Genomic DNA, 24,782 nt, shown 5'->3' with positions numbered 1-24,782 from the left:
ATTTATGGGTCCATTATACCCCTTGTTCTTGTATCCTGGTGAATATCCCGGAATTGCTCTTAGCATGTTCTTTATAGTATAAAAGATACCTGCCGGGGAAGGTTGCCGGTTTCCTGGATTTTAGCGGCAACCGTTATCCGGTCGGCAGTGGTCACCGTCCATGTCGGTCTAAAACAGCCGCTTGTTGGCAGCCTGGAGAAAGTATATTTATTGGGAGTCCGGGTGGCATTATCCCCGGACTTTTTACCATGTACAGAAGAAAACCATTGACGGCATAATGGACGTATGTTATAAATTAATTAAAACGGTTATGATCTCAGTGGGGACTGAATATGAAAAAACCCGATTTTAACGAAATCATTTTGAACAGCGTTACTGATGGCGTTTTTACTGTTGATAGCGACTGGCGGATAACTTTTTTCAATCAAGCGGCGGAGAAAATCACCGGCGTTTATGCCTGTGAAGCCACCGCCAGAATGTGCTGGGATGTGTTCCGGGCCAATATTTGCGAATCACAATGTGCGCTGAAGAACACTTTAATCACTGGTAAGCCGGTAGTAAATAAGGCGATATTTATAGTTAACGCCGACGGTAAAAGAGTGCCCGTCAGTATCAGCACTGGCATATTAAAAGATGAAAATGGACGGATGATTGGCGGTGTGGAAACGTTTCGTGATCTTTCCGTAGTGGAGAAGCTGCGTCAGGAATTGGAAAAAAACTATACCGTTGGCGATATGATCAGCAAAAACCACCAAATGCGCGAGATTTTTAAAATTTTGCCTGCTATTGCTGCCAGCGATTGCACTGTGCTGATCACCGGACCCACCGGAACAGGGAAGGAGTTGCTGGCCAGGGCTGTTCACAATTTAAGCCCGCGCCGTGAAAAACCATTTATTGCCGTGAATTGTGCCGCCTTGCCGGATACTTTGCTGGAATCGGAGTTGTTCGGTTATGAAGCAGGCGCTTTTACCGATGCGCGGAAAAGTAAACCAGGCCGTTTTGCCCGGGCACAAGGGGGAACCCTCTTTTTGGATGAAATAGGCGATGTTTCACCAGGCGTGCAGGTTAAATTATTACGTGTGCTTCAGGAGAAGGAATATGAGCCGCTTGGCGCCATTCACCCCGTACGGGCGGATGTGCGTTTGCTGGCGGCGACCAATAAAAACCTTGCTGAAGCTATAGAGAAGGATTGCTTCCGGGCGGATCTTTATTACCGCTTAAATGTAATCAATCTTAACCTTCCTTCCCTGGTTGAGCGCCGGGAGGATATACCGTTATTGGTGGAACATTTTATCGATCATAATAATGCTTTATCTGAAAAAACAATTAGCGGCATATCCGGGCCGGCGCTGAACAGTCTGATGAATCATGATTTTCCCGGCAATATTCGCGAGTTGGCCAACGCAATTGAACACGCTTTTGTTCTTTGTCCGGGCGGGTTGATCGAACCAAAACATTTGCCGTCTTATCTGCATTCAGGTGGAAATGATGCCGTACCGTGCACACTGGCCGGAATGGAAGCGCAATTTATACGTGATGCCCTGGTGCGTAACAACTGGAAAAGGGTAGCCGTGGCAAAAGAACTGGGCATTGATAAAAGCACCCTGTGGCGAAAAATGAAGCAATATAATATCCGGGCGGAAATTAGCAGTCCGTGATTCCGATTCCGGCTTGAAATCGGCGCGGTGAAGAATTCATTGCATTTTGCAATGCCTGGAGCGTCAGATAGGTGCAAAACGCAATCTTTTTTATGCATTTAATCGCCGGTTTATCTTGCTGGTTGCTTATGACTGATTCTTTTCGTTTTATTATTTGATTGGCACGAATGTTGCAAAACATAAAAAGGCAAAAGGGGGTGTCAAATGAATGTAGCGGTTATAAGCTGGAACTCGCTAATTTCTCCTCTTTTTGAAGGGGCACAGAAGGCGCTGGTATTCCGGGTTGGTGCCGGACAAGTTGTTTTCAGCCGGGAAATTAATCTTGATTGTCCATATCCCTTGCAAAAGATGGAGCGGTTATGCGAAGCAGGTGTGCGGACGGTTATTTGCGGCGGAATCAGTGATATTTCCTGCCGGCAGCTTTCAGGCATGGGCATACAGGTTATCTCCTGGGTTACCGGAAGTGTGGATGAGGTTCTTGATGCTTACATTAAAGGCCGGTTGAACCGTGAAAAATTTGCTATGCCCGGCATTTGGCGGCGGCGGTGCCGTTTCCGGAAGGGATGCCGCTAGGCAATACTAAAATTAATCAACAGGAGGTTTTTATTATGCCGCGTGGAGATCGTACCGGTCCTATGGGTGCAGGAGCAATGAGTGGAAGAGGAATAGGTTTTTGTGCCGGGTATAATACGCCCGGGTTTGCCAACCCGGCCAACATTGGCATGGGAATGGGGCGCGGCGGTTTTGGCCGCGGCCGCGGTTGGTTTGCCGGTGCCGGTGGTTATGGCTATGGCCGCGGTGGCAGGTGGAACGCTTTTGGCGGTTACGGCTATCCGGTGGCGGCCGGCGTCAACCCCCAAGCGGGAGCGTTGGATGAAGCCGGTATGTTGAGGGAAAAAGCCAGTTATTTCGAAGGAATGCTGGCAGACATCAAAAAACGTTTAGATGTTTTAACGACCAAAGATGAACCGGAAGCAAAAAAATAAAAACTTAAGCTGGTCACTTGCGTCCGGCCCGGAAACGGTGCACTGTACGTTTCCGGGCCGGTTGGCCATAATCGGGGGGATTGTATGTATACTGATATACTGATGGATCACTTTCAAAGGCCGCGTAATGTCGGTGAAATCCCTGGTGCTGACGGGGTGGGTGTAGTTGGTGATCCCGGATGTGGTGATCATGTTAAAATGCACATCAAGGTTGAGAGAGATTTCCTGGCCGACATAAAATATAAAGTTTTCGGCTGCCCGGCAGCTATAGCAACGACCAGTATATTTACTGAACTGGTCAAAGGGAAGCGTTTGGAAGAAGCCGGGGAAATAACCGATGATGACATTGCTGCCGCTCTGGGCGGGCTGTCCGAGCAAAAAATACATTGCTCCAATCTGGCCACCCGGGCGTTTTACAAGGCTGTTTTAAATTATATTGCCGGCGGTTCGCCACAAAACAAATGAATTTTTTGCCACCAGTAGACGTCAGAATACGAATTGGTAATTGACATGTGCTTTTAAGAATCATATAATGGACTTATGTAAAATATTTTCCACTCTGAAGTGGGAAGAAGGTGAGTTGAATGCCTCGCGGTGATGGTACCGGCCCGCAGGGCAAGGGCCAGGGAAAAGGTGGCGGCGGATGCGGCGGCCAGGGAAAACAAGGTAGCGGCCGCGGTCAGGGCCGGGGCTGTGATCAGGGTCAGGGCAAGGGCCGGGGTTGCGGTCAGGGTCAAGGTCAAGGTCAGGGCCAAGCTTCCGGTGGAAAGCAGGGAACCTCCAATATTTAGTGTGTAAAAAAGGAGCGTTAAGATGAGTAAGTTAACAACCGAAGTCAAAAATGTGATTTCCAGGCAGGGTGTTTTCCCCATCGCCACTGCTTCCAGGGACGGAGTACCCAACGTGGTGCCGATGACTTTCGTCAAAGTTTATGACGATGAAAACCTGTTGGTTGTCGATAATTTTATGCATAAGACCAAACAAAACATAGAATCCAACCCATACATGTCCATTTGTGTTTGGGATCAGGAAAATAAGTTGTCTTACCAAATCAAAGGTAAAGTAACCATTCATGATTTGGGACCGGTTTTTGATCAGGCCCGGGTTTGGGTGAAAGAAAAAATGCCGGCGCTGCAACCAAAATCCGCCGTTTTACTCAAAGTAACCAATATTTACGTTTGTCAGCCGGGTGAAAGCTTGGGTCAAGAGCTATAAATATCCCCTTATGGAGTGAGGTGATAGCCGGTTCCCGGGGCCTTGCGAGGACCGGTTTCTTTATGTTGACTATGCGTAAATTTCACCGTATTTTGGGATTGATTTCGGCGTTCTTTTTTGTTTACATGGCTTTTACCGGCCTGGCAATCAGTCAATTCTCCGGCGTATGGAGAGGCCGGGGCGGAGGCGTAATTTTCAAACTGCATGCGTTGCATATTTTGGGTCTGCCCGTTGCTGAGTTAACAGCACTTGCCCTGATATTTTCGACCCTGTCCGGGGTATATTTATGTATCAAGCGCTAGAAAAATATATTATGAGAATCTTATTTTTATATAAAGCAAGCATTGGAGCTGATTTATGTTGAAGCATCCAACCAACACGCGGATCATTTTTGCTGATTCTATTGATGAGGCCCGAAGAAAATACCGGGATCTCAAAATTAAAAGTAAGGATCCCACCCCTGTATTAACATGCTTTAAAGTCACCGAAATTGAAGATTTTGATCTTTCCGCCGGTTTTAACCTGGTGGGGGAAATTTCTGTGTCTCCGCCGATAATGGAAGAAATACGGCAGGATCCGGCCAGGGCGTATGTGCTGTATATGATGGAAGATACTGATCACGAGAAAAAAATAACTAAATCTAATTGATAACGAGAAGGAAAGATTATCTTTACAGCATAAAGAGCAAGTGTTACAATATTAATGAAATTTGCCATATACCTGCTGGCGGTTTGCCCGGGGGTATAGGGCTTGTTGTTTCACCCGACCGCAAGGCATTTCCAAGCGGGAAGGCATGCATACGGCATGTGTATTTTGTTTTGTCGTTTTGCTCCCTTTCCGTGCCATTGACGGGAAGGGAGTTTTTGGCTGTTGAGGGGGTTATGGCCAGGTGGAAACGAGAATTGGCATTGTCGGTATTGTAGTTGAAGATCTTGCCAGCGCGGAACAGGTTAATGCAATACTTCATGATCATGCATCATTGTTTGTGGGCAGAATGGGGATCCCCTATAGGAAACGTGGCGTGTCTATTATAGCATTGATTGTCGATGGAAGTAACGACGAGATCAGCGCTTTAACCGGCAAACTCGGCCGCGTGCCCGGTGTAACAGTAAAATCCATGATGACTAAAAATAAATAATTAAATGAAAAGGGGCGGAAAGCATGAGTTTTCTAGAAAAGTATCAAAATGAATTTGCGGAATATGACAAACTTGATCATGACTTCATTGATGATGATAAGATCTGGGCGCAGTTAAATAAATGGGAGAACCCGTCCAGAGGGGATGTCCGGAGCGTACTGAAAAAAGCTGAGCAATGCGTGCGGCTGGATCCGGAAGAAACTGCGATTCTTTTGCAAAACAGGGATGAGGCCACCATCCAAGAAATGTATGAATTAGCTCATCAACTAAAAGAAGAAGTCTATGGAGACCGTATCGTGTTTTTCGCTCCATTATATATCAGTGATGAATGCGCAAATAACTGTAAATATTGTGGTTTTCGCAGCAGCAACAAAGCGGTGCACCGCAAAACGCTCAGCATGGATGAAATAGAGCAGGAAGTACGTGTGATGATTGGAGAAGGCCAGAAACGGACTGTGCTTGTTTATGGGGAATCCCCGAAAACGGAAGCGGATTTTATCTGTGAAACGATAAAAAAAGTATACAGTGTGAAAACGCAGCACGGCGAGATCCGGCGCGCCAATATCAACTGCGCGCCGCTCACTGTTGATGAGCTTAAAAAATTAAAAGCTGTCGGAATCGGTACATTTCAGGTCTTCCAGGAAACTTACCATCACCCGACCTACCGTGAAATGCATCCGGAAGGCACCATAAAAGGTCATTACCGCTGGCGGCTTTACTGCATGGATCGAGCACAGCAAGCCGGCGTCGACGACAACGGAATCGGCGTTTTGTTTGGTTTGTACGATTGGCGTTTTGAGGTTATGGGCCTTCTGTACCATACGATTCACCTGGAAGAAACATTTAACGGTGTCGGTCCGCACACAATTTCCTTCCCCAGAATCAACCCGGCCACCGGTACGCCTTTTTCCGAGCATCCTGAATATGCGGTCAGTGATAGCGACTTCAAGAAACTAGTAGCCGTGCTGCGCCTTTCCGTCCCCTATACCGGCATGATTTGCACCGCGCGCGAACCGGAAGAGGTGCGCCGGGAGGTACTTCCGCTGGGAGTCTCGCAGATTGATGCCGGGACACGCATCGGTGTCGGTGCTTATACGCAGTCGAAACGCGCAAATGAGCTTCCCGACAAGGAGCAATTTTCGATTGGCGACTCGCGGACACTTGATGATGTAGTGAAGGAGATATGTGATATGCATTGTATCCCGTCCTTTTGCACCGCATGCTATCGTGCCGGTCGTACGGGAGAACAGTTTATGAAAGTGGCCAAATCCAGGTTTGTGCATAACTTTTGCGTCCCGAATGCCATTTTCACCTTAAAGGAATACCTGCTCGATTATGCCTCCGGGAAAACAAGGCTAAGAGGTGAAGAAACGTTAAAACAGCACATTGAACAGTTTAAAGGTGAACCGGTTTATGACACTATTCTCAAAAATTTAAAGAGAATTGAAAGCGGTGAACGCGATCTGCGCTTATAGGCATGACCGTATAAAATTTAAGTAACACCAGAAGGAGATTGGCCTCCTAAAAAAAGACATGAGACCTCATCTAAAGAAATACCTCAAAAAGAAAACCAGGTGAGGTCTCATGTCATTTATATTTTGCGGGGTACACGGTAACGTCAAAGTCGCTCTTATGCCACCATATATAGAGAGCCTATCGCTTGCCGGCTACTGCATATGGTAATGAAAAGGGACTTTGACGTGACCTTGTTGCGGGGTATCCCTGGATCACGGACGTTGCCGGATCATGTGGATGGCGATGGAGCCATTTACCGAACGGCCCGTGAAATCGTCTTACAGCTATTAACCAGGCGCCTTAAACAAAATTTTTTGATCAGGAAGGAATAACTATCCGGAAACAGAAATAAACAGAAATAAATAAAAGAAAATTGATCTCCGAGCCCGGTTACCTAAAGCAGTCGCCATGGTGCCAGGGCCGATAGGGTGTGCGGGGAAACCGACACACCTCCCGTGCGGAAAGGAGATGGCTTACAATGACGTGACCATTTTTTTGGCCAGGTATGCCCTTTCGCGCATACCTGGCTTTTGTCGTTTTGGCAGTACGGCATCCGTGGAATAGTTACACTATTTAAGTTTATCGTAAATAGGGAGGTTGGTATTATGTCAAGTAACAAGCCCCTTCGGATAACCATGCTGTTTCTGGTAATGATTGTCTTGCTGGCAACCGGGTGCGGCCGGAGCACCAACCCCAAGCCGGATCAACCGGGAAGCAAGGCAGGCGTTCAGGGAAGCACAAGTCAAGCCACCGGCGGAAAAGAGGCATTACTGGTTTACAGCGGCGCGGGCTTGCGCAAGCCGATGGATGAAATCGGCCGGGTTTTTACAAAAAAGACCGGCATCCCGGTTACCTACACTTATGCCGGGGCAGGGCAGAATAACAGTCAGATCCTGCTGACTAAAAAGGGTGATGTTTGTATACCGGGCGATATTACGGAACTTAATCCCTTGAAAAAAGAAAATCTGGTGGGATGGAACAAGAAAGTGGTTTACCACCGGCCGGCCCTGGCTGTGCCCAAGGGCAACCCGGCTGGCATACACTCTTTGGCTGATCTGGCCAGGCCCGGAGTAAAGGTGGTGCTGGGTGATCCCAAGGCCAACCCGATGGGTAAACTCTCCGATGCCGTTTTAAAGCATGCCGGGCTGTTGGAAAAAGTGGACCGGAACGTAGTGGCACGTACGCCTACGATTAATGAACTGCTGATTTACTTGAGTATGAAGCAGGCCGATGCGGCCATCATCGGGGCAGAAAACTACCCCGGCTTCAAGGATAAGGTGGATTTGGTCCCGGTACCCGAATTGGAGAAGGTATCCATGGTGGTTCCGGTAGCCGTGCTGACTTGTTCAAAACAATCTGAAAAGGCGCGGCAATTTGCCGAATTCGTAGCTTCTAACGAGGCGCGGGCGATTTGGAAGAAAAACGGTTTTAAACCCTATTAGCAGTCTCTGGTTTGCAAGGAGGCGGTGGGGTGGCTAAAAGGACGGGCTTCAACCTGCTGTTTTATTCTTTTAACTTGATGATTACCTTAACGATCTTATGTTTTATCCTGTTTGCCGTGGTACTGGTTTTATTAAATGGTTTTGGACATATATGGAATGTGTTACAAACCGCAGAAATTAATTTTGCCCTGGGTTTAAGTCTTAAAACGTCTTTTATTTCCACATTTCTCTGTGCTCTGGCCGCTTTACCCATGGCATACTGCCTGGCCGGTTACCGCTTGCCCGGCCGGCATATTTTAAATTTAATCATTAAAATACCGCTGGCCATGCCGCCCATTGTATCGGGAGTTTGTCTTTTACTGGTCTTCGGTACCACTTCTTTGGGTAATATTCTGTCCGCGCTGGGTGTAAAACTGATCTTTACAGTAACCGGGATTATCGTCGCGCAGTTTTTTGTCAATTTACCCTATCTGGTGGTGGTAATCAAAGCAGCCATAGAGGATGTAGATCCGCGCTTGGAATTTGTGGCCCGTACGCTGGGTTGCAATCAATTTCAGGCCTTTACCCGGGTGACCTTGCCCTTGATTAAAAACGGGCTGTTGGCCGGTTTGGTGATTACCTGGGCCAAGTCCCTGGGAGAGTTTGGCGCGGTGTTGATGTTGGCCGGGGCGACCAGAATGCGTACGGAAACCCTCCCCATTTCCCTTTATCTCAATTTGACTGTAGGCGATATGGATGCAGTGATGGCTGTAGCTGCCATTCTGATTATAATTTCCATAATATCATTGTTTGTTTTTGAGTTGCTGGGTAAAAGAGAGCACAGTCGGCTTACCGGATTGTAAAAAGTCAAGTCAAAATACAGGGAGGTAAATTATGACTAGCGCTCCTGTTTATGAACAACTACGGAAAAAGTTGGCTGCTTTAGCCGGGCAGCATGATCTCTTAAACGAAAGGGTCAATGTACAGGCCGATATACTCACTGCTGTACAGGCCATCGGCCGGCCGGAACGTCAGGATTTTCCATTGCTCAAGGGTAAGGAAAAGATGGTGGAGGCAGATCTGCAAGGAGCAAAGGGACAGGCTTTTACCAACCGTCCCGGGTTTTACCGGGGCACACTGGCCGGTGTGCTGGAATTGACATTGGATGATAACTTTGAACGGGCCATTTTTGTTGCTGCTTTAAACGCCCTGTGCCGCCGGGCGGGCCTAGTGGAAAACACCCGTCACTGCCGCAACCAGGGGCCGGCGGAATGCGGGCGGCAGGTGATTGCTTTTTTACAGGGCCGTTACGGAAAATCCCGTTTGGGTATGGTCGGTTTGCAACCGGCCCTGTTGGCGGCCTGCGCGCCGGTATTTCCACTGCGGGTGGTTGATCTCGATCCGGAAAATATCGGTCAAAAAAAGGAAGGTGTGCTCATTGAGGACGGTGAAACGGCGGCCGGAGATATGGTGGAATGGGCGCAGGTATTATTCGTCACCGGCAGTACACTGGTAAACGACACCATTGATTATTGGTTAAATGTATCCAAACCGGTGGTTTTCTACGGCAATACCATTGCCGGTGCGGCGGCCTTGTTGGGGCTGCAGCGGTATTGCCCCTGTTCCACCTGAACTGGAAAAGGAGAAGATAAACTGTGTTGAAACTGGCCGGGGTAAATAAAAAACTGGCCGGGTTTCATTTGCAGGATATCAACCTGGAGGTGAAACCCAAAGAATTCTTTGTTATTCTGGGTCCTACCGGCAGTGGTAAAACTGTACTTTTGGAATGTCTGGCCGGGATGTACCGCCTGGATTCCGGCCGGATATTTTTTGCCGGTAAAGAAATTACCCATTGTCCGCCGGAAAGCAGGCAAATTGGTTTTGTCTATCAGGATTACGCTCTTTTCCCGCATTTGAATGTCAGACAAAACATACTGTTTGGCTTAAAGTGCCGTAAAATGCCGGCTGATCAGCGGAAGGAAAAACTGATCCGGATCTGTGGTTTGCTGGGAATTAATCCCCTGCTCGATCGTTTTCCCGGCACTTTAAGCGGTGGGGAGCAGCAACGGGTGGCCTTGGCCCGGGCGCTGGTCATGGAGCCGCAAATGCTGCTGCTGGATGAACCGATGAGCGCCCTGGATCCCCGGACCAGGGAAAACTTTCAGCGTGTGCTGCGCCGCATGCAGAAAGACACCGGTATTTTGACCATACACGTAACCCATGATTTTGAGGAGGCGGCCTTTCTGGCTGACCGCATCGCTGTTATGCACCGGGGAAGGCTGGAACAGACCGGTACTCCGGAAGAAATCTTCAAGCGGCCGGCTTCCCTTTTTGCCGCCCGCTTTACTGGTGCGCCCAACGTATTTACCGGCGAGGTGCTGCGTTATAACGGACATCAGGTAATACGGACCGGTCACCTGAGGCTACCGGTTCAGACCGGTCTTACCGGACCGGTAGGCTTTGTACTGCACCCGGAATACTTGGAGCTTTTAAGAACGCCGCTTGACAAAAGCAACTGTTTTCCCGGCCGGGTAATAGCTGTATATCAAAAGCGTTATTTTTACGAAGTTACCGTAAAGGTTGATCAATTAATGCTTTATATGCCGGTTGCCGGGAATAATAGCCACCGGAGCAGCCTTCCCGGGGCGGGCGATGAAGTCTGGTGCCGGATCCTCCCGGGTGGCTTGCATTTCTTTCCACTGGAAGACGCTTCGATAAACTTATAATTGTTAACCAGCCCGCTAAAATTATCCCCAAAAATTCCCCGGCGTTTTGCCGGTTCTGACGGGATAGCTGAAATAATCGGCCGCCAACGTTTACTTATAACACTGCATAGTATGCGGGTGTTGCCTTTAGCGTTGTGGCCGGCGGCTTTTTCTTTAACGGAACAAGGAGCCTGTTCATTCTTCAGAATTTTATGATATAATTAAGTAAATACCAACGGGAGGTGAGGACCCGGCTTGCCGCTTTACTGCAAGCCGGGTTTATGCCATGAACTATCAATACCTTTTGTACAGCGAAAAAGAAAAAACCGGCTATATTTCCCTGAACCGGCCGGAGAAGCGCAACGCCCTGTCCCGGGCATTGCTGGAGGAACTGACGGATTTACTCAATAAGATTGGGGCGGAGAAAAGGGTTAATGTGGTGGTCGTCAAGGGGATCGGCAAGATTTTTTCCGCCGGTCATGACTTGAAAGAGGTGTCGGATGGCGGTCCGCAGGATGTGCTGCAGCTTTTTCAGACCTGCTTCGGCACCATGCGTGCGATCCGGGAGATGCCTCAGCCAGTGATCGCCCAGGTGCATGGCGTGGCCACGGCGGCCGGCTGCCAGTTGGTGGCGGCCTGCGACCTGGCCGTGGCCGCCGAGGACGCCCTTTTCGCCACCCCGGGGGTGAAAATCGGCCTTTTCTGCACCACTCCGGCTGTTTTTCTGAGCCGGAACGTGGGCCGCAAAAAGGCGCTGGAAATGCTCTTGACCGGTGAGTTCATGCCGGCCAAAGATGCCCTGGTTTATGGTCTGGTGAACCGGGTGGTGCCGCCCGGTGAGTTGGAGGAAGCCACACAGAAACTGGCCGCCACCATTGCCCGGCACAGTCCTTCCGCCGTTGCCGTGGGTAAGCGGGCCTTTTACCGGCAATTGAACATGGAGGACTTCCAGGCATTGAACTACGCCACCGAGGTGATTTCCCTGAACAGCACCACGGAAGACGCCCGGGAGGGGATTAGGGCTTTCCTGGAAAAAAGGGAACCAGAATGGACCGGCCGCTGAAAAGCTTTCTGTTTCTGCATCTGATGCCGGCAGAGCAAGCAAAGGAACCGTCCCTGTTTACCTGATTGAAAGAAGCCAAGGGAGCGTTCCCTTGCTTGCCATTGAAATGGAGGGGAGTAGTCGGAATCGAACCGGACTCCAGCCTGTTCTGCAGGCCGGCCGCCGGGTTTGCAGCCCGCGGGGGGCACCAGCCCCGTACTCCCCGTAAAAGTTTCTTGTAATTATTTATTCGCAAAAACATATGCAAATCCTTTATGGTTGCCATTCAATTAACTGATGAGCCCAACCGGTCCAGATAATGAATCCTTATTTTCCAGTCCTGCCCGGGATGGTGGTCGATATGTCGTGTACTGATCAAAAAGTGGGGATCGATTCCAGCCGCAGCCGCCGGCCGGGTGAGACGTCCGGGGATGAGGCGCCCGAAGGACCCGGGGAAGCCGGCCCTGTCCGCGTCGATGACCGGATGCACATCCGGGAACACCTGGCCAATGAGCGTACCTTCCTGGCCTGGATCCGCACGGCTGTGACCATACTGGCCTTCGGCTTCGTGATTGAAAAATTTTCGGTTTACCTTCGCCTGCTGGAATGGCAGGCCGGCGTGGCTTCAGCACCGGCCCCGGGCACCACGGCCTATTTGGGCGTGGCCTTCAGCGCAGTGGCCGGTTTGGTGGTCATTTTGGCCGCCGCCCGTTATCAGCAGACCAGGAGGCAGATCGATCAGGGTATCTACCGTCCGTCGCTGACTGCCGACATGCTTTTGGCCGCCATATTGCTTCTGGTTACGGTGCTGGTGGTGGTCTACCTGCTGCGTACCGCTTTGCCCCGCTGATTTTTCACCTGCAGTTTCAGCGAATGGATACAGGTTCCGGTACGTGAGCAACCGGCAAAAGAGCAGGCGGCTGCTTTTTCAGCCGGCCCTTGACTTTCAATGTTACCCTGCACAAATTTTAGCATTGGGGTGTGTTTTTATGCGTATTGTCTCACTGGTCCCGGCGCACACAGAAATCCTTTTCACCCTCGGTTTGGGTGAGCAGGTGGTTGGTGTGACCGGACACTGCGACTTTCCACCGGCAGTGGCCGACAAACCGCGGGTGGGTCATTTCGCCCGTCCGGAGCCGACGGAAATAATTGCCCTCAAGCCGGATCTGGTGCTGGCCGGCGGTCCGGTGCACCGTCAGGTGACGGCGGAACTGCGGGAGGCCGGAGTCAACGTCTTTGAATTTTCCCCGTCCACTGTAGAACAGCTGCTGGACGGCATGAAGGAAATTGCGGGACTGGCCGGAACTGAGTCAACCGGCCGGCAGGTAGTGGCTGCGCTGCGCGCAAGGGTGGATGCAGTCAAGGCGAAGACGTCCGGTAAAGACAGACCGGCGGTGCTTTTCCTGATGGGCGGGGATCCCTTGACCACCCCCGGGCCGGGTTCCTGCCAGTATGACGCCCTGTACACCGCCGGAGCCGGCATGATGACAGTTGCCGCTGGTGAACCGTTCGCTTTTATCGATTGGGAAGATGTGGTCAATTATGATCCGGAAATCATCCTGGCCTGCGGACACACACCGGGGCAGCCCCGGCGGAAAAGGTGCCCGGGGTGCAAACTGGAAAAACCACCCTGTCACCGTAATGTGGAGGAACTTTATGACTACCCGCAGTTGGCCAGTGTGCGGGCTGTTAAGGCGCACCATGTTTATCCCATGCCCTGTCACTACGTTTGCCGCCCCGGTCCGCGGATGGTGGAGGGGATGGAGAAACTAAGTGAACTTATTAATTCGTAATTTTAAAAAAACAGCATGGCCCTGAAATCATCCCGGCGAGCCGGCAACCCCGGGCAAAACGGTATATGGAAGAAACTACTCCGGACAAAAAGCGGGGCTTTCTAATCCGGACGGCGTCTCTTTCATCCGGTGGTGCAAAACCGCAGGTTTTCAATGCTGCCAAATGGAAAAAATCGGCACCTCCTGTTCACAGGAGGTGCCATTCTATATTTCAACCCCTGATCGGGGATAGCGAGGAGGCAGTCCAACCACCTGCTCTCAACCACTCACAAAGAGCGGCTGGCGGAAGCCCTGGCAGATAACTGCAAAGTGGTATAACGGCCGGTGGTGGGAGAGCGCTCCGTCTGAAGGGCCGCTTTTCCGGCCGGCAATGTTAACATAACAGACCGGGATTAAGAATGCCTTAGACAGGCATTAGAACCGGATTAGAAATTTTTAAGGAAGCCTTAATGAAGGTGGTGTAAAATAAAACGGGGTGAACTGGTATGTGTGTTGAACAGGACAAGCCGCGTATCCTGGTGGTGGAGGATGAAAGCAGTCTGGCCCGCTTCCTGCAATTGGAACTCGGTCATGAAGGATACCGGGTGGAAGTGGCCGCCGACGGCCGCGAGGCGGTGGACCGGATAGCAGGGGAATGCTGGGATCTGGTGCTGCTGGATGTGATGCTGCCCGGCCTGGATGGTTTCGAAGTCTGCCGCCGCATCCGGGAATGCTCGGGTGTGCCCGTGATTATGCTCACGGCACGGGGCGCCACCCCGGACAAAGTGAGAGGTCTGGACGCCGGCGCCGATGACTACCTGACCAAGCCCTTCGCCACGGAAGAACTGCTGGCCCGCGTCCGGGCGCGCCTGCGCCGGGCGCCGGCAGCGATCAAAAGCAGTAACAAACTGATTGCCGGCGGGCTGGTAATTCATTACGACACCCGTCAGGTGGAGCGCGGCGGGCAAAACATCTCCCTAACCAAGCGTGAGTTCGATCTGCTGGCCTACCTGGCGGAGAACACCGGCATTGTTTTGAGCCGTGAAACCATCCTGAACCATGTATGGGGATACGATTATTACGGGGATACCAATGTGGTGGATGTTTACATCCGCTACCTGCGGGCCAAGATTGACGAACCATTCCCCGCCCGTTTGCTGCACACGGTGCGTGGTGTGGGCTATACATTGCGGGAGGAAGATTGAAGTGCGCTCGATCACCTGGCGTCTGACTGTCTGGTATGCGGCCATACTGGTGTCCATCCTGGCCATTTGCGGATTGGCCGCCTTCTGGAGTATGCGCTACGTGCTCTTCAGCGGGGCGGCCCAGGAGGCGGCGTCAGCCGTGACTGCGGTGCAGAAAATGGCCGCTTCACAGGAAGGCAACGGCCGGGGCAACTATAATCATATCGATCTGGATGATCCGGAGTTAATCAATGCGACTGGAAACAATATGCTGCTGGTGCAGATTACTTCTTCCGGCGGCCGGGTGTTGAACAGTTCCTGGGCCTTGAAAAATGCCGCCCTGGCGCCCGGTTATGCCGGACCGCCGGTGCTTTCCCGCTTTCAGGGGGAGGAGGTTTACCTGGCCGGCGGCCGGCTTTCCGGCGGCGCCCTGGTACAGGTGGCCCGGCCGCTTACCCGGGAGGAGGATTTTCTCAAGGACCTGGCCCGGGTTTTTATGTTGTTGGTTCTGGCCGGGCTGTTGCTGGCCCTGGCCGGTGGATGGGTGATTACCCGGGCGGCGCTGCGCCCGGTGCATAGTCTGACCCGCACGGCCCGGCAAATCAGCACCTCTGATTTGCGCCGGCGCATCAGCCTGCATGGGGGGCGGGATGAACTGTACGTGCTGGGCGAAACTTTCAACCAGATGCTCGACCGTCTGGAGCGCGGTTTCCGCAGCCAGCAGGAATTTGTGGCCGCTGCTTCCCACGATCTGCGCACTCCGCTGACGGTAATCAAGAGCTATGCCGATTTATTGAACCGCTGGGGGAAAAACGAGCCGGCGGTGGTAGACGAATCGGTGCAGGCCATCACCCGGGCGGCCGGGCTGATGGAAAGACTGGTCAACGATTTGCTGTTGCTGGCCCACATGGATGCCGGGCCGCCTTTAAAACCGGCTCCTCTGGATCTGGCCGAACTGGCCGCCGAAACGGTGCAGGAAGCCCGGGCTGTTGCGAAGGATGTAAGCGTGGAAATGAACCCGCCATCCCCCGTGCCGGTTGAGGCCGATGAGCATTACCTGCGCCGCGCCATCTGGGTGCTGGTGGATAATGCGATCAAATATAACCGGCCGGGCGGGAAGGTGGAACTTGTAGCGGGGGAGGAGGGAGGACAGGCCTTTTTGCGTGTATCCGATACCGGACGGGGAATCGGGCAGGGGGACCTGGCCCATATCTTTGAGCGCTTCTACCGGGCGGACCAGGCCCGTGGCCAGGGCAAGGGGTTCGGTCTGGGGTTGGCCCTGGCCAAGAGCATTGTTGAGGCGCACGGCGGTAAAATAACCGTGCAAAGTGAACCGGGCAAGGGTAGCAGTTTTACCATCATGTTACCGCAACAAAAGAACATAGTTGGGTGAACCGGTACCGGAAAAATTTGACGTATGCCCGTGCGGGCGATGATGTTGTCAATGCGTTATGTTTGTTCTTTTGCCAGTAACCGTAAATATTCCAAAAGGTCATATATTTCCTTACTCCGTATGCTATAATAAACATTTCTTTCTTCCCGCCGTTTGCTCACATAACCCCTGGACATCAGGATCTTTAGTTGCTGGGAAATATTGGACGGCTTGGCGTTGAGCAGGGCGGCGATTTCCCCCACGCTTTTTTCATGATCATGTAAGGTACACAGGACTTTTAAGCGCACCGGGTTTGAAAATCCCTGCAAAAATTCTGATACCTGTTGACATTCCTCCCATGACAGCACGTCACGGCAGTTTGACATAATCATCGTTTGCCGGCCATGGATGTCCGCAGCATTCACCCGGTGTGCAGCTGTCCTTCCGGTTGCCGTGGCAACAGGAAGTGCCTTCGCTCTTGCTTCTCACTACAGTTGCGGACATAATCCTGAACACATCGCCGCTGCCGCAATGCCGGCAGCGGGGCGGTTCGCCGGCGTTGCCGGCGCCAGTGAGCAGTTCGGTCACCTCTCCGCAGGCCCGGCAACGATATTCATAAATCGGCATTTACTTTCCCTCCCGCCGGATTTAATTTTTTCGAGCGCTCAATCAAGCCGCCGCCGCAATATGCCTGACCGGCTTGATTTTAGACCAGCCTGGTGCGTAATTCATCCCACAAAGCCACAATTCCGTCCACCACCGGCCCGGAACCATACTGGACCACCGGTTGTGCCCGGCATGCTGCTTCCTTGACTATTTGATCATAGGGCAGACGGACCGGAACGGGAACATCTCGCCGCCGGCAGGAGGCTTCAATACTTTCCGTGTTCCCCGGATGCAGATCCCATTTATTGATGCAGACCACTGCTTTTACGTTGAAGAAATCCGCCAGGTCCAGCATTCGTTCCATGTCGTGCATGCCGGAAAGGGTGGGTTCGGTGACCACGAGCACCAGGTCTATTCCGGACAGGCATGAAATCACCGGGCAGCCGACCCCGGGCGGTCCGTCGGTGATGATCAATTCCTTTTTTTCCGCTTCAGCCACCTGGCGCGCTTTTTTGCGCACGGCGGCCACCAGTTTGCCCGAGTTATCCTCGGCCACACCCAGATTGGCGTGTACCAGCGGTCCGTACCTGGTTTTGGAAAGGTGCAGTTCGCCGGCAATGTGCGGGAGCATTTCGACAGCCTCGCAAGGGCAGGCGTGGTAGCAGACGCCGCATCCCTCGCAATTTCCGGTCAGCACCCGCTGACCGCGGATGGCATTGAAACGGCAGAGGTGGGCGCATAAATCGCAGGCCAGGCACAGATCATCGTTTATTTGGGCTTTGGGCAGTCCGTAAAAAGGGGAGGACGATTTTATTTCCGGTTCCAGCAGCAAGTGCAGATTGGCCGCGTCCACGTCGCAATCGGCCAGCACCTTGTTGGCCGCCAGTACGGCCAGGCTGCCGCAGATGCTTGTTTTGCCGGTACCCCCCTTGCCGCTCAGCACGACTAACTCACGCATTGCTTTCCCGCCTCCAGCCCGTCCAGTAAGTTTTGGAACAGCGGCTTCCACGCCGGCCGTACGGTTACGGCCGGCATACCGCCGGCATAACCCTCCGCCACCATCCGGTCTTCCGGCAAGCGGAAGAGGACAGGGATATGCATGTCCCGGCTGAATTCCACGATTAGTTGATCCTGGCCATCGGAACGGTTGATGATTATTCCGCAAGGTATGCCGAGCTTTTTAACCATCTTGACCGCCAGTCTCAGATCATGCAGCCCGAAGGGGGTCGGTTCGGTGACCAGTATGCAAAAGCCGGCGTTAGTCACCGTTTTAATCACCGGGCAGGATGTGCCCGGCGGAGCGTCAAGAATGGTCAGCGTCCCTGGGGCGGCCTGCTCTTTTACTGCTCCAATCAAGGGTGTGCAAATGGCTTCGCCCACCTGTAGACAACCGTGGACGAACTGTATGGCACCGCTTTGCCCTGTTTCCACGCATCCTATTTCCCGTTTGTTTTCCGTAATTGCTTTCATCGGGCAAAAGTATTGACAGCCACCGCAACCGTGGCAGAGTTCGGGAAACACCAACACTTCGTCCGGTAACACGGCCAGGGCATGGAAGGCGCAAATTTGGGCGCATCTTCCGCAAAAATTGCATTTGTCCCGGTCAATCACCGGTACGGGGACGGTTACCGCCCGCCTGTGCTCCCATGCGGGGTGAAGCAGCAGGTGACCATTTGGTTCTTCCACATCGCAGTCAAGGTATTGCACCGGTCCCTTTTCCGCCGCCACCAGGGCCAGGCTGGCGGCCACGGTGGTTTTGCCGGTGCCTCCCTTGCCGCTGGCCACGGCCACAATCATGCTTTTTTAAACCCTCCTCCCATACCGGCGTGGGCGATGGAATTGGCTCCGTCCAGCAGGGGCAGTTTGCCCCGGTGGTACAAATCAATGCTTTCCCGCACGGTGCCGGTAATACCTCCGAACACCTTGATCCCGGCCCGCTGGAATACAGCCATCGCCTTGGGGCCGATACGCCCGACCAGCACCGCCTCCACCCGGCGGTCAACCAGGGTTTGAGCCGTTTGTATACCCGCACCGCCGCTTGAATTTATCCCCGGGTTCGCAATGGACTCCCAGTAGTTATTCTCCCGGTTAACAAGCACCAGACACTGGCAGCGGCCGAAGCGCGGATCCACCGCGGCGTCCGGACTGCCTTCCTGAGCACAGACGGCTACCTGCATGAAAGAAAACCTCCTTAAAATTCGCCACAAAAAATGGACTGGCTATGTGAACTGGTGTTCAAAACTATAATATTCCTATAGATGACGTATGTCAACTACAAATCTGGACCGGCTGAAAATTTTTATTTGCTTTGGGAGTTTTCGCAGGTTGGTGACTGGTGGGGTATTGACACGGCTGCAGCTCAAAAACAGCATTAGGAACAGTTATCTTTTCTGAAAGTATGCAATTTGGACTCAGTGCTAATTATTTGTTCGTATTTCAATATATTGCACGTAAAACGCATGTAGTCGTTTTATTTGACCATTGCTCAGAAGTTTTTGGCAAGAGTAAAATAATTAAGATCGGAACAAGGTGGGGAAGGACTGGATTTCCCTGCTGGAGCGGGGCTGGACAAGCCGGCTCTTTTGCATGGGTTCGGGCTCTGACTCAGAGCTTTAACCACCCCGGTGGTTGATTTAAGCTGCAACCGGCCGGGATAGTCTCCTTGTATGCGGGCAGGCGGGGTCCGGTCAACCCTGTCTGCCGGATCTCTTTTTATTTACGGAGGGGAGGAGCATTTTTATATGGAAGCCTTAAAGGCCGCGCAACTGGATCCTTCGTTCAAAGATGAAGTGATCGCCAAGTTCTGCACCGACAAAGACCCGGTGGATCTCTCCAACTGCCTCACCTGCGGTATGTGCAGCGCCGGCTGTCCATATAACGGCGTGCACGACCACGCCGACCCGCGCAAATTTGTACGCCAGATTGCCCTGGGCATGCGGGAAGAGGTGTTGAACTCCACTTTTATTTGGGCCTGCACCATGTGCGGACGCTGTACTTTCAGCTGTCCGATGAATGTGGATGTGGCCGGACTGGTGCGCACCATCCGCGGCAACTTCGGGCTCAAATCACCGGGTTTCTTGCAGGAAGTAGTGGACAATCAGCTCCGCACCGGCAACCAGATGGAAGTAACCAAAGAGGATTATCTGGACACCCTGGACTGGATGCAGGAAGAACTGCAGGCCGAGGTGGGGGATCCGGGCGCCAAGATTGAAGTGGACAAGGAAGGCGCCGATTACCTTTTCTTATGGGACCCCCGGGAGATCAAATATTACCCGCAGGATGTGCAAAGCATTGCCAAAATATTCTGGGCTGCCGGCGCCAGCTGGACATGCAGCAGTCAGTGGTGGGACGCCACCCACTATGCCCTGTTCAGCGGGGATGACGAAGCTTCCACCATCATGCTGGAACGCATCCGGGGTGAATACCGACGTTTGAAAGCCAAGGCGGTGGTGGTCACCGAGTGCGGGCACGCCACCCGGGCGCAGATGTGGGGACGCAAGGTCTGGCTGCATGACAACTACCCGGTGATCAGCATTCTGCAGTTGATGGCCAAATGGATTGAAGACGGCACGATCAAAGTGGATGCAACCAGAAACACGGAAAGGGTCACCTTCCACGACCCCTGCAATTCGGTGCGCAAAGAGGGGATTGTGGAAGAACCGCGCTATATTTTAAACCATGTGGTCACCGATTTTGTGGAAATGTGGCCCAACCGGCAGTACAACTACTGCTGCGGCGGGGGCGGCGGACTACTGGCCATGGGCAAGGATATTTATCCCTACCGGATGGCCAAGGGCAAGTTAAAAGCCGATCAGATCCAGGCCACCGGGGCCAAAATTGTGGTTACACCCTGCCATAACTGTTACGACCAGTTGAACGACATCATCAAATATTACAAGCTGGATTGCCGTTTGAGCCACATCCATCATCTGGTCAGCAACGCACTGATCCTGCCGGAAAAATAAAGCTTGCCGCCGGTCCTCAGGCAGCGGCCGGGACGGACGAGGCGGATATTTTCCGGCCGGCTTGATAAGCGCGATTATTCCGGCAGAAACGGCTGCTTGTGGTGCTCAACCCGATAAAGGAGAAGGTTTCCGGATGTGCCGGGCGTGGAAGCGGAAGCGGCCACGGTGACTATAAACTGACCCAAGTGCGGGGGACGGTTCTTGTGCAACCGCCCCCTTTTTATTTCTTTTACGGGCTGCGTAAAAATTCCTTTAGAAAACGTCTACCGCAGGTCCATACCGGACACCGGATTTACAATACCTGGCAGTTTCGGCTTCCGCTTTTAGTAGCAGTTATTGTCGTGGTGGAACCGCCCCATATTGTCCCGTTATTTGCCGGTCAGGGACTTGAACACCGTTTTCACCCCGCCGGCGGCCATGCTGAGAAATCCCTTGTGTTTGGTCAATATATCCTGCAGCGCGGCCAGCACCCGGTCGATTTGAGCGCGGGTGACCGTCAGGGGCGGCTCCAGGCGGATTACATTCGGATTGTTCAATGTGTAGGCGGTGATGATACCGTGGTCGTTGAGCAGTTCCCCGGCCACCAGGCTGCCCATATACTCCCCGGCCAGTTTGCCGGCCAGGCCGAAGGAGGCTTTGTCGGCCAGTCCGCCGGGCTGGTTGAATTCCAGGCCGATCATCAGTCCCCGGCCGCGCACTTCCTTGAGCAGAGGGAACATTTCCTGCAAACCCTTTAATTTTTCCAGGAAGTAGGCGCCGTTTTCCCGTGCCCGGGCGGCCAGATTTTCCCCGGTAATCACCTCCAGCGCGGCCAGGGCGGCGGCCGCCGCCAGCGTGTTGCCGCCGAACGTGGAGGTGTGCAGCAGTGCCTTTTCCATACTGCCGTAAGCCTTCTTCCAGATTGCGTCGGTGGTGATGAAGGCGCCGACGGGCATCACCCCGCCGCCCAACGACTTGGCCAGGCAGATCACATCCGGTTCCACCTGTTCGGCCTCGCAGGCGAACAGATGGCCGGTGCGGCCGAAACCGGTTTGTATTTCGTCGGCAATGAACAAAGCGCCGTGGCGGGTGCATAATTCCCGGGCGCCGGACAGGTAGCCCGGTGGTGGCAGGATGATGCCCCCTTCGCCCTGAACCGGTTCGACTATAAAGGCGGCCGCCCGCCCGGGACGCAGCGCCTTCTCCAGCGCTTTCAAATCACCGAAGGGAACGGCGGCGCAGCCGGGTAAAAGCGGTTTGAAGGGCTCCTGATACTTGGTGCGGCCAGTCACGGAAAGGGCGCCGAAGGTTTTGCCGTGAAAGGAGTCCCGGCAGTAAATGATTTCCTCCCGGCCGGTGGCGATGCGGGCCAGTTTTAAAGCGCCCTCCACCGCCTCGGCGCCGCTGTTGCCGAAAAAGCAGCGTTGCAGCCCGCCGGGAGTGAGCAGGGCCAGATTGTGAGCCAGCGCTCCGGCCAGCGGGTTCAGCGAGGCCTGTAGCAGGTTGGGCATCTCCCGTACTTTTTCCAGCGCGGCCAGCACCGCCGGGTGGTTGTGGCCCAGGTTCAACGCCCCGTAGGCGCCCAGAAAGTCCAGGTATTCCTTCCCTTCACTGTCCCATACCGACACGTCCCGCGCCCGCACGAAATGCTTGTCAAAGCCCAGCAGTGCGAGCATGCCGGTCAAGCTGGCATTGCCGTAATTCTTATGCAGTTCCCGGATTTGCCGGCGGTCCAGTTTTATCGCGTCATCCAGGGAATATAGCTTGTCGTCCGTATGCAAAAAAATCACCTCATATTGGCCGGTCCGGACCGGATTGATGCCGGTTGTGCCAGTTTAATCCAATAGTATCACCGGCCCGCCAGGCTGTCAAACCGGAAAACAGTTTGCGCCGTTGTCTTGAAGACGTGCCTTATGCCAAGGAATGCCGGCGGTCCGCGCCGGGATCCGGCGCTGTTTTGCGGCGCGGGGCATTGGAGCCTTGACGTGGTATTCCCCGTCCGCTCACTTCAGGTTTAGCTGCTGTTCCGCCGGCGCGGGGTATTGCGGGGTACGGCTAATATCTTTTTGCTGCTCCGGCTTGACAGCCGCCCGCCGGGTGGGTTAAAATCTATCTGTAAAGCATCCACCCTTTATAGTCTTGCGCCCCGGAGGGGACGGTTATGGAAAAGTGGGCCTGGATCAATTTTCTTTACGATTTTTACGGGCAGTTGCTGACTCCGCGTCAGCAAAAGTTTACCGAATTGTACTACGCCAACGACCTGTCCCTGGGGGAGATTGCCGAACAGTTTGCCATCAGCCGGCAGGCGGTGCATGATGTGTTGAAAAGGGCCGAGCATACATTGAGTGGCTACGAAGAAAAGCTGGGTTTGGCAGGCAAGTTTCTGGCCCAGAAAGAACGCCTGGCGGAAGCCGGGGCGCTGCTGGCCGGCTACCGGCCCGGGCAGGAGGAAAAGATTGTCCGGGCGCGGGAAATCTTGAAAGAAGTGACCGAACTGGAGCGGTAAAGTGATCAAGGGGGTGAAACAGATGGTATTTTCCGGCCTGGCGGAAAAACTGCAGGAAACCTTCCGCCGTTTGAAGGGCAAAGGCCGCCTGACGGAGGCGGATGTGGACGAGGCGATGAAAGAGGTAAAACGGGCCCTTTTGGGTGCCGATGTCAACTTTCAGGTGGTCAAAAAATTCGTTCAGCGTGTCAAGGAGCGGGCCATCGGCCAGGATATACTGGACAGTCTGACGCCGGGACAGCAGGTGATCAAAATTGTGCGCGACGAACTGGCCGCACTGATGGGCGGTACGCAGAGCAAGATCAACGTGTCCCCCAAGCCGCCCACCCTGGTGATGCTGGTGGGCCTGCACGGGGCCGGCAAAACCACCAGCGCGGCCAAACTGGCCAATACTTTGCGCAAAACCGGCCGCCGTCCCCTGCTGGTGGCCGGCGACGTCTACCGCCCGGCGGCGATCAAGCAACTGCAGGTGCTCGGGCAGCAGCTGGACGTACCCGTTTTCTCCATGGGCGACCGGCAAAGCCCGGTGGATATCGCCCGGGCGGCCGTGGAGCATGCGGTGGGTACGGGACGGGATCTGGTCATTATTGATACCGCCGGCCGGCTGCAGATTGATCAGGAAATGATGGACGAACTGGCCGCCATCAAGGCCGCGGTGCATCCGCATGAAATTCTGCTGGTGGTGGACGCCATGACCGGTCAGGTGGCTGTAAACGTGGCGGAAGCCTTTAACAGCCGTTTGGGTTTGGACGGGGTGATTCTGACCAAACTGGACGGCGATGCCCGGGGCGGCGCCGCCCTGTCCATGAAGGCGGTTACCGGCTGCCCGGTCAAATTCGCCGGGGTGGGGGAAAAGCTGGACGCCCTGGAGCCTTTTCACCCTGACCGCATGGCCGACCGCATCCTGGGCATGGGCGATGTGCTGACGCTGATTGAAAAGGCGCAGGCCAGCTTTGACGCCGACCAGGTGGCCAAATTAAATCAAAAGATTAAAAACGTGGAATTTACACTGGATGATTTTCTGGAACAGCTGCAGGAAGTGCGCAAACTGGGGCCGATCCAGCAGATCATCGGCATGATTCCGGGGCTCGGCAGCATGAAAAAAATGAAGGAACTGGGCGACATAGACGATAAGGAACTGGTCTATGTGGAGGCGATCATCAAATCGATGACCCCGTGGGAGCGCAACCGCCCTCACGAGATCAACGGCAGCCGCCGGCGGCGCATCGCCCGGGGCAGTGGCACCTCGGTGCAGCAGGTAAACAGTGTGCTCAAACAGTTTGAACAGACTAAAAAGATGATGCGCCAGTTCAGCGAAATGGGTAAAAGTATGAAAAAAGGCGGCCGCGTTCCGGGCAACCTGTTTACCGGCAAAGGCAATCCGCTTTTTTGACATCGGACGGATCCCATGAAGGAGGTGAGACAATGGCTGTCAAGATCAGGCTGAAGAGAATGGGGGCCAAGAAAAACCCCTTTTACCGCATTGTGGTGGCCGACTCCCGTGCACCGCGGGACGGCCGGTTTGTGGAGGAACTGGGTTATTATGATCCCTTGAAAAAACCGGCTGAAATCAAAATTGATGCGGACAGGGCGCTGAACTGGCTGAAAAACGGCGCCCAACTTACCGATACCACCCGGGCGCTGTTTAATAAAGCCGGACTGCTGAACAAACCCGCCGCGGAGAATGAGTAGCAGGATGGCAAGGAGGTCGCCGCGCG

Annotated in this window: 29 protein-coding genes, 1 tRNA gene and 1 riboswitch; of the genes, 23 read left to right on the top strand and 7 right to left on the bottom strand. The window is 53.5% G+C overall.

Translation table 11 applies throughout. The annotated features are described in order from the left end of the window. Window positions 1-332 precede the first annotated feature (332 nt). The 15 genes from A6M21_RS16415 (at window position 333) to A6M21_RS16345 (ending at window position 11,701) form a co-directional block, all read left to right on the top strand. Window positions 333-1,658 carry a sigma-54 interaction domain-containing protein gene (locus A6M21_RS16415; protein ID WP_066671259.1) on the top strand — a complete coding sequence of 442 codons (1,326 nt, stop codon included), beginning with the start codon at window positions 333-335 and terminating at the stop codon, window positions 1,656-1,658. A gap of 204 nt (window positions 1,659-1,862) precedes the next feature. Then, window positions 1,863-2,231 (top strand): NifB/NifX family molybdenum-iron cluster-binding protein, encoded by a 369-nt coding sequence (locus A6M21_RS16410; protein ID WP_066671256.1) that lies wholly within the window; start codon window positions 1,863-1,865, stop codon window positions 2,229-2,231. Then, window positions 2,222-2,644, top strand: a complete 423-nt coding sequence (locus A6M21_RS16405) for a DUF5320 domain-containing protein (protein ID WP_242868893.1) — start codon at window positions 2,222-2,224, stop codon at window positions 2,642-2,644. Before A6M21_RS16410 ends, A6M21_RS16405 begins: the two co-directional genes overlap by 10 nt. A gap of 84 nt (window positions 2,645-2,728) precedes the next feature. Further along, complete coding sequence (locus A6M21_RS16400; RefSeq protein WP_066671250.1) at window positions 2,729-3,109, top strand: iron-sulfur cluster assembly scaffold protein; 381 nt, start codon at window positions 2,729-2,731, stop codon at window positions 3,107-3,109. A gap of 129 nt (window positions 3,110-3,238) precedes the next feature. After that, a complete protein-coding gene (locus A6M21_RS18855) occupies window positions 3,239-3,442 on the top strand; it encodes a hypothetical protein (RefSeq protein WP_161486104.1) in 204 nt (67 codons plus the stop codon). A 15-nt stretch (window positions 3,443-3,457) separates the two neighbouring features. Beyond that, window positions 3,458-3,859, top strand: a complete 402-nt coding sequence (locus A6M21_RS16390; protein WP_066671246.1) for a pyridoxamine 5'-phosphate oxidase family protein — start codon at window positions 3,458-3,460, stop codon at window positions 3,857-3,859. A gap of 62 nt (window positions 3,860-3,921) precedes the next feature. Further along, window positions 3,922-4,161, top strand: a complete 240-nt coding sequence (locus tag A6M21_RS16385) for a hypothetical protein (protein ID WP_066671244.1) — start codon at window positions 3,922-3,924, stop codon at window positions 4,159-4,161. A 55-nt stretch (window positions 4,162-4,216) separates the two neighbouring features. Next, window positions 4,217-4,507: a hypothetical protein gene (locus A6M21_RS16380; RefSeq protein ID WP_345788114.1), complete on the top strand. Its 291-nt coding sequence runs from the start codon at window positions 4,217-4,219 to the stop codon at window positions 4,505-4,507. Window positions 4,508-4,748: 241 nt separating this feature from the next. Then, window positions 4,749-4,997, top strand: coding sequence for a TM1266 family iron-only hydrogenase system putative regulator (locus tag A6M21_RS16375; protein WP_066671243.1), 249 nt, complete (start codon window positions 4,749-4,751; stop codon window positions 4,995-4,997). A gap of 23 nt (window positions 4,998-5,020) precedes the next feature. Beyond that, the gene (hydG, locus tag A6M21_RS16370; RefSeq protein WP_066671241.1) at window positions 5,021-6,472 is read left to right on the top strand and encodes a [FeFe] hydrogenase H-cluster radical SAM maturase HydG; all 1,452 of its coding nucleotides are present in this window, start codon (window positions 5,021-5,023) and stop codon (window positions 6,470-6,472) included. 406 nt (window positions 6,473-6,878) lie between these two features. Then, a riboswitch (molybdenum cofactor riboswitch) is annotated at window positions 6,879-6,995 on the top strand. Window positions 6,996-7,117: 122 nt separating this feature from the next. Further along, window positions 7,118-7,954, top strand: coding sequence for a molybdate ABC transporter substrate-binding protein (modA, locus tag A6M21_RS16365; RefSeq protein WP_066671238.1), 837 nt, complete (start codon window positions 7,118-7,120; stop codon window positions 7,952-7,954). A 29-nt stretch (window positions 7,955-7,983) separates the two neighbouring features. Then, window positions 7,984-8,796 (top strand): ABC transporter permease, encoded by an 813-nt coding sequence (locus A6M21_RS16360; protein ID WP_242868892.1) that lies wholly within the window; start codon window positions 7,984-7,986, stop codon window positions 8,794-8,796. A 31-nt stretch (window positions 8,797-8,827) separates the two neighbouring features. Next, window positions 8,828-9,565 carry a Rossmann-like domain-containing protein gene (locus A6M21_RS16355; RefSeq protein ID WP_066671236.1) on the top strand — a complete coding sequence of 246 codons (738 nt, stop codon included), beginning with the start codon at window positions 8,828-8,830 and terminating at the stop codon, window positions 9,563-9,565. 23 nt (window positions 9,566-9,588) lie between these two features. Then, window positions 9,589-10,659, top strand: coding sequence for an ABC transporter ATP-binding protein (locus A6M21_RS16350; RefSeq protein WP_066671234.1), 1,071 nt, complete (start codon window positions 9,589-9,591; stop codon window positions 10,657-10,659). A 265-nt stretch (window positions 10,660-10,924) separates the two neighbouring features. Beyond that, complete coding sequence (locus tag A6M21_RS16345; RefSeq protein ID WP_066671232.1) at window positions 10,925-11,701, top strand: enoyl-CoA hydratase; 777 nt, start codon at window positions 10,925-10,927, stop codon at window positions 11,699-11,701. Between the two features lie 107 nt (window positions 11,702-11,808). Here the strand turns inward: A6M21_RS16345 and A6M21_RS18525 are convergent. Next, a tRNA-OTHER gene (locus A6M21_RS18525) sits at window positions 11,809-11,905 on the bottom strand. 136 nt (window positions 11,906-12,041) lie between these two features. Between A6M21_RS18525 and A6M21_RS16340 the strand changes: the two genes are divergently transcribed. The 4 genes from A6M21_RS16340 (at window position 12,042) to A6M21_RS16325 (ending at window position 16,029) form a co-directional block, all read left to right on the top strand. After that, window positions 12,042-12,530, top strand: a complete 489-nt coding sequence (locus tag A6M21_RS16340) for a YidH family protein (RefSeq protein WP_078060817.1) — start codon at window positions 12,042-12,044, stop codon at window positions 12,528-12,530. Window positions 12,531-12,669: 139 nt separating this feature from the next. Continuing rightward, a complete protein-coding gene (locus tag A6M21_RS16335; protein WP_066671293.1) occupies window positions 12,670-13,473 on the top strand; it encodes an ABC transporter substrate-binding protein in 804 nt (267 codons plus the stop codon). A 485-nt stretch (window positions 13,474-13,958) separates the two neighbouring features. After that, a complete protein-coding gene (locus A6M21_RS16330) occupies window positions 13,959-14,657 on the top strand; it encodes a response regulator transcription factor (protein WP_066671229.1) in 699 nt (232 codons plus the stop codon). A gap of 1 nt (window position 14,658) precedes the next feature. Then, window positions 14,659-16,029, top strand: coding sequence for a sensor histidine kinase (locus A6M21_RS16325; RefSeq protein ID WP_066671228.1), 1,371 nt, complete (start codon window positions 14,659-14,661; stop codon window positions 16,027-16,029). Between the two features lie 56 nt (window positions 16,030-16,085). On the opposite strand, the gene A6M21_RS19525 is transcribed toward A6M21_RS16325, so the two are convergent. From A6M21_RS19525 to A6M21_RS16300, 5 genes are all read right to left on the bottom strand, one after another. Beyond that, window positions 16,086-16,394, bottom strand: coding sequence for an ArsR/SmtB family transcription factor (locus A6M21_RS19525; protein WP_427854643.1), 309 nt, complete (start codon window positions 16,392-16,394; stop codon window positions 16,086-16,088). Next, window positions 16,378-16,635 (bottom strand): FmdB family zinc ribbon protein, encoded by a 258-nt coding sequence (locus tag A6M21_RS16315; RefSeq protein ID WP_066671215.1) that lies wholly within the window; start codon window positions 16,633-16,635, stop codon window positions 16,378-16,380. The genes A6M21_RS19525 and A6M21_RS16315 overlap by 17 nt, the downstream gene beginning before the upstream one ends. 79 nt (window positions 16,636-16,714) lie before the next feature. Next, window positions 16,715-17,572, bottom strand: a complete 858-nt coding sequence (locus A6M21_RS16310; RefSeq protein WP_066671213.1) for an ATP-binding protein — start codon at window positions 17,570-17,572, stop codon at window positions 16,715-16,717. Next, the gene (locus A6M21_RS16305; protein WP_066671211.1) at window positions 17,560-18,411 is read right to left on the bottom strand and encodes a P-loop NTPase; all 852 of its coding nucleotides are present in this window, start codon (window positions 18,409-18,411) and stop codon (window positions 17,560-17,562) included. Before A6M21_RS16305 ends, A6M21_RS16310 begins: the two co-directional genes overlap by 13 nt. Beyond that, on the bottom strand, window positions 18,408-18,791 hold the full coding sequence (locus A6M21_RS16300; protein WP_066671206.1) for a NifB/NifX family molybdenum-iron cluster-binding protein: 384 nt from the start codon (window positions 18,789-18,791) through the stop codon (window positions 18,408-18,410). Before A6M21_RS16300 ends, A6M21_RS16305 begins: the two co-directional genes overlap by 4 nt. Window positions 18,792-19,355: 564 nt before the next feature. Here A6M21_RS16300 and A6M21_RS16295 point away from each other — a divergent pair. Then, window positions 19,356-20,579, top strand: a complete 1,224-nt coding sequence (locus tag A6M21_RS16295; RefSeq protein ID WP_066671290.1) for a (Fe-S)-binding protein — start codon at window positions 19,356-19,358, stop codon at window positions 20,577-20,579. A 368-nt stretch (window positions 20,580-20,947) separates the two neighbouring features. On the opposite strand, the gene A6M21_RS16290 is transcribed toward A6M21_RS16295, so the two are convergent. Beyond that, window positions 20,948-22,339 (bottom strand): aspartate aminotransferase family protein, encoded by a 1,392-nt coding sequence (locus A6M21_RS16290; RefSeq protein ID WP_242868891.1) that lies wholly within the window; start codon window positions 22,337-22,339, stop codon window positions 20,948-20,950. Window positions 22,340-22,719: 380 nt separating this feature from the next. Between A6M21_RS16290 and ylxM the strand changes: the two genes are divergently transcribed. The 3 genes from ylxM to rpsP are packed head-to-tail and all read left to right on the top strand — an operon-like array spanning window position 22,720 to window position 24,756. Then, window positions 22,720-23,064 (top strand): YlxM family DNA-binding protein, encoded by a 345-nt coding sequence (gene ylxM / locus A6M21_RS16285; RefSeq protein ID WP_066671202.1) that lies wholly within the window; start codon window positions 22,720-22,722, stop codon window positions 23,062-23,064. Between the two features lie 22 nt (window positions 23,065-23,086). After that, a complete protein-coding gene (gene ffh, locus A6M21_RS16280; protein ID WP_066671287.1) occupies window positions 23,087-24,457 on the top strand; it encodes a signal recognition particle protein in 1,371 nt (456 codons plus the stop codon). Window positions 24,458-24,489: 32 nt separating this feature from the next. Next, the gene (rpsP, locus tag A6M21_RS16275; RefSeq protein ID WP_066671200.1) at window positions 24,490-24,756 is read left to right on the top strand and encodes a 30S ribosomal protein S16; all 267 of its coding nucleotides are present in this window, start codon (window positions 24,490-24,492) and stop codon (window positions 24,754-24,756) included. Window positions 24,757-24,782: the final 26 nt, after the last annotated feature.

The organism is Desulfotomaculum copahuensis (genome assembly GCF_001655685.1).
Lineage (GTDB): Bacteria > Bacillota > Desulfotomaculia > Desulfotomaculales > Desulfovirgulaceae > Desulfotomaculum_G > Desulfotomaculum_G copahuensis.
Note: the sequence above shows the minus strand (reverse complement) of the source record. Positions and strands in the feature narration are given on the sequence as shown.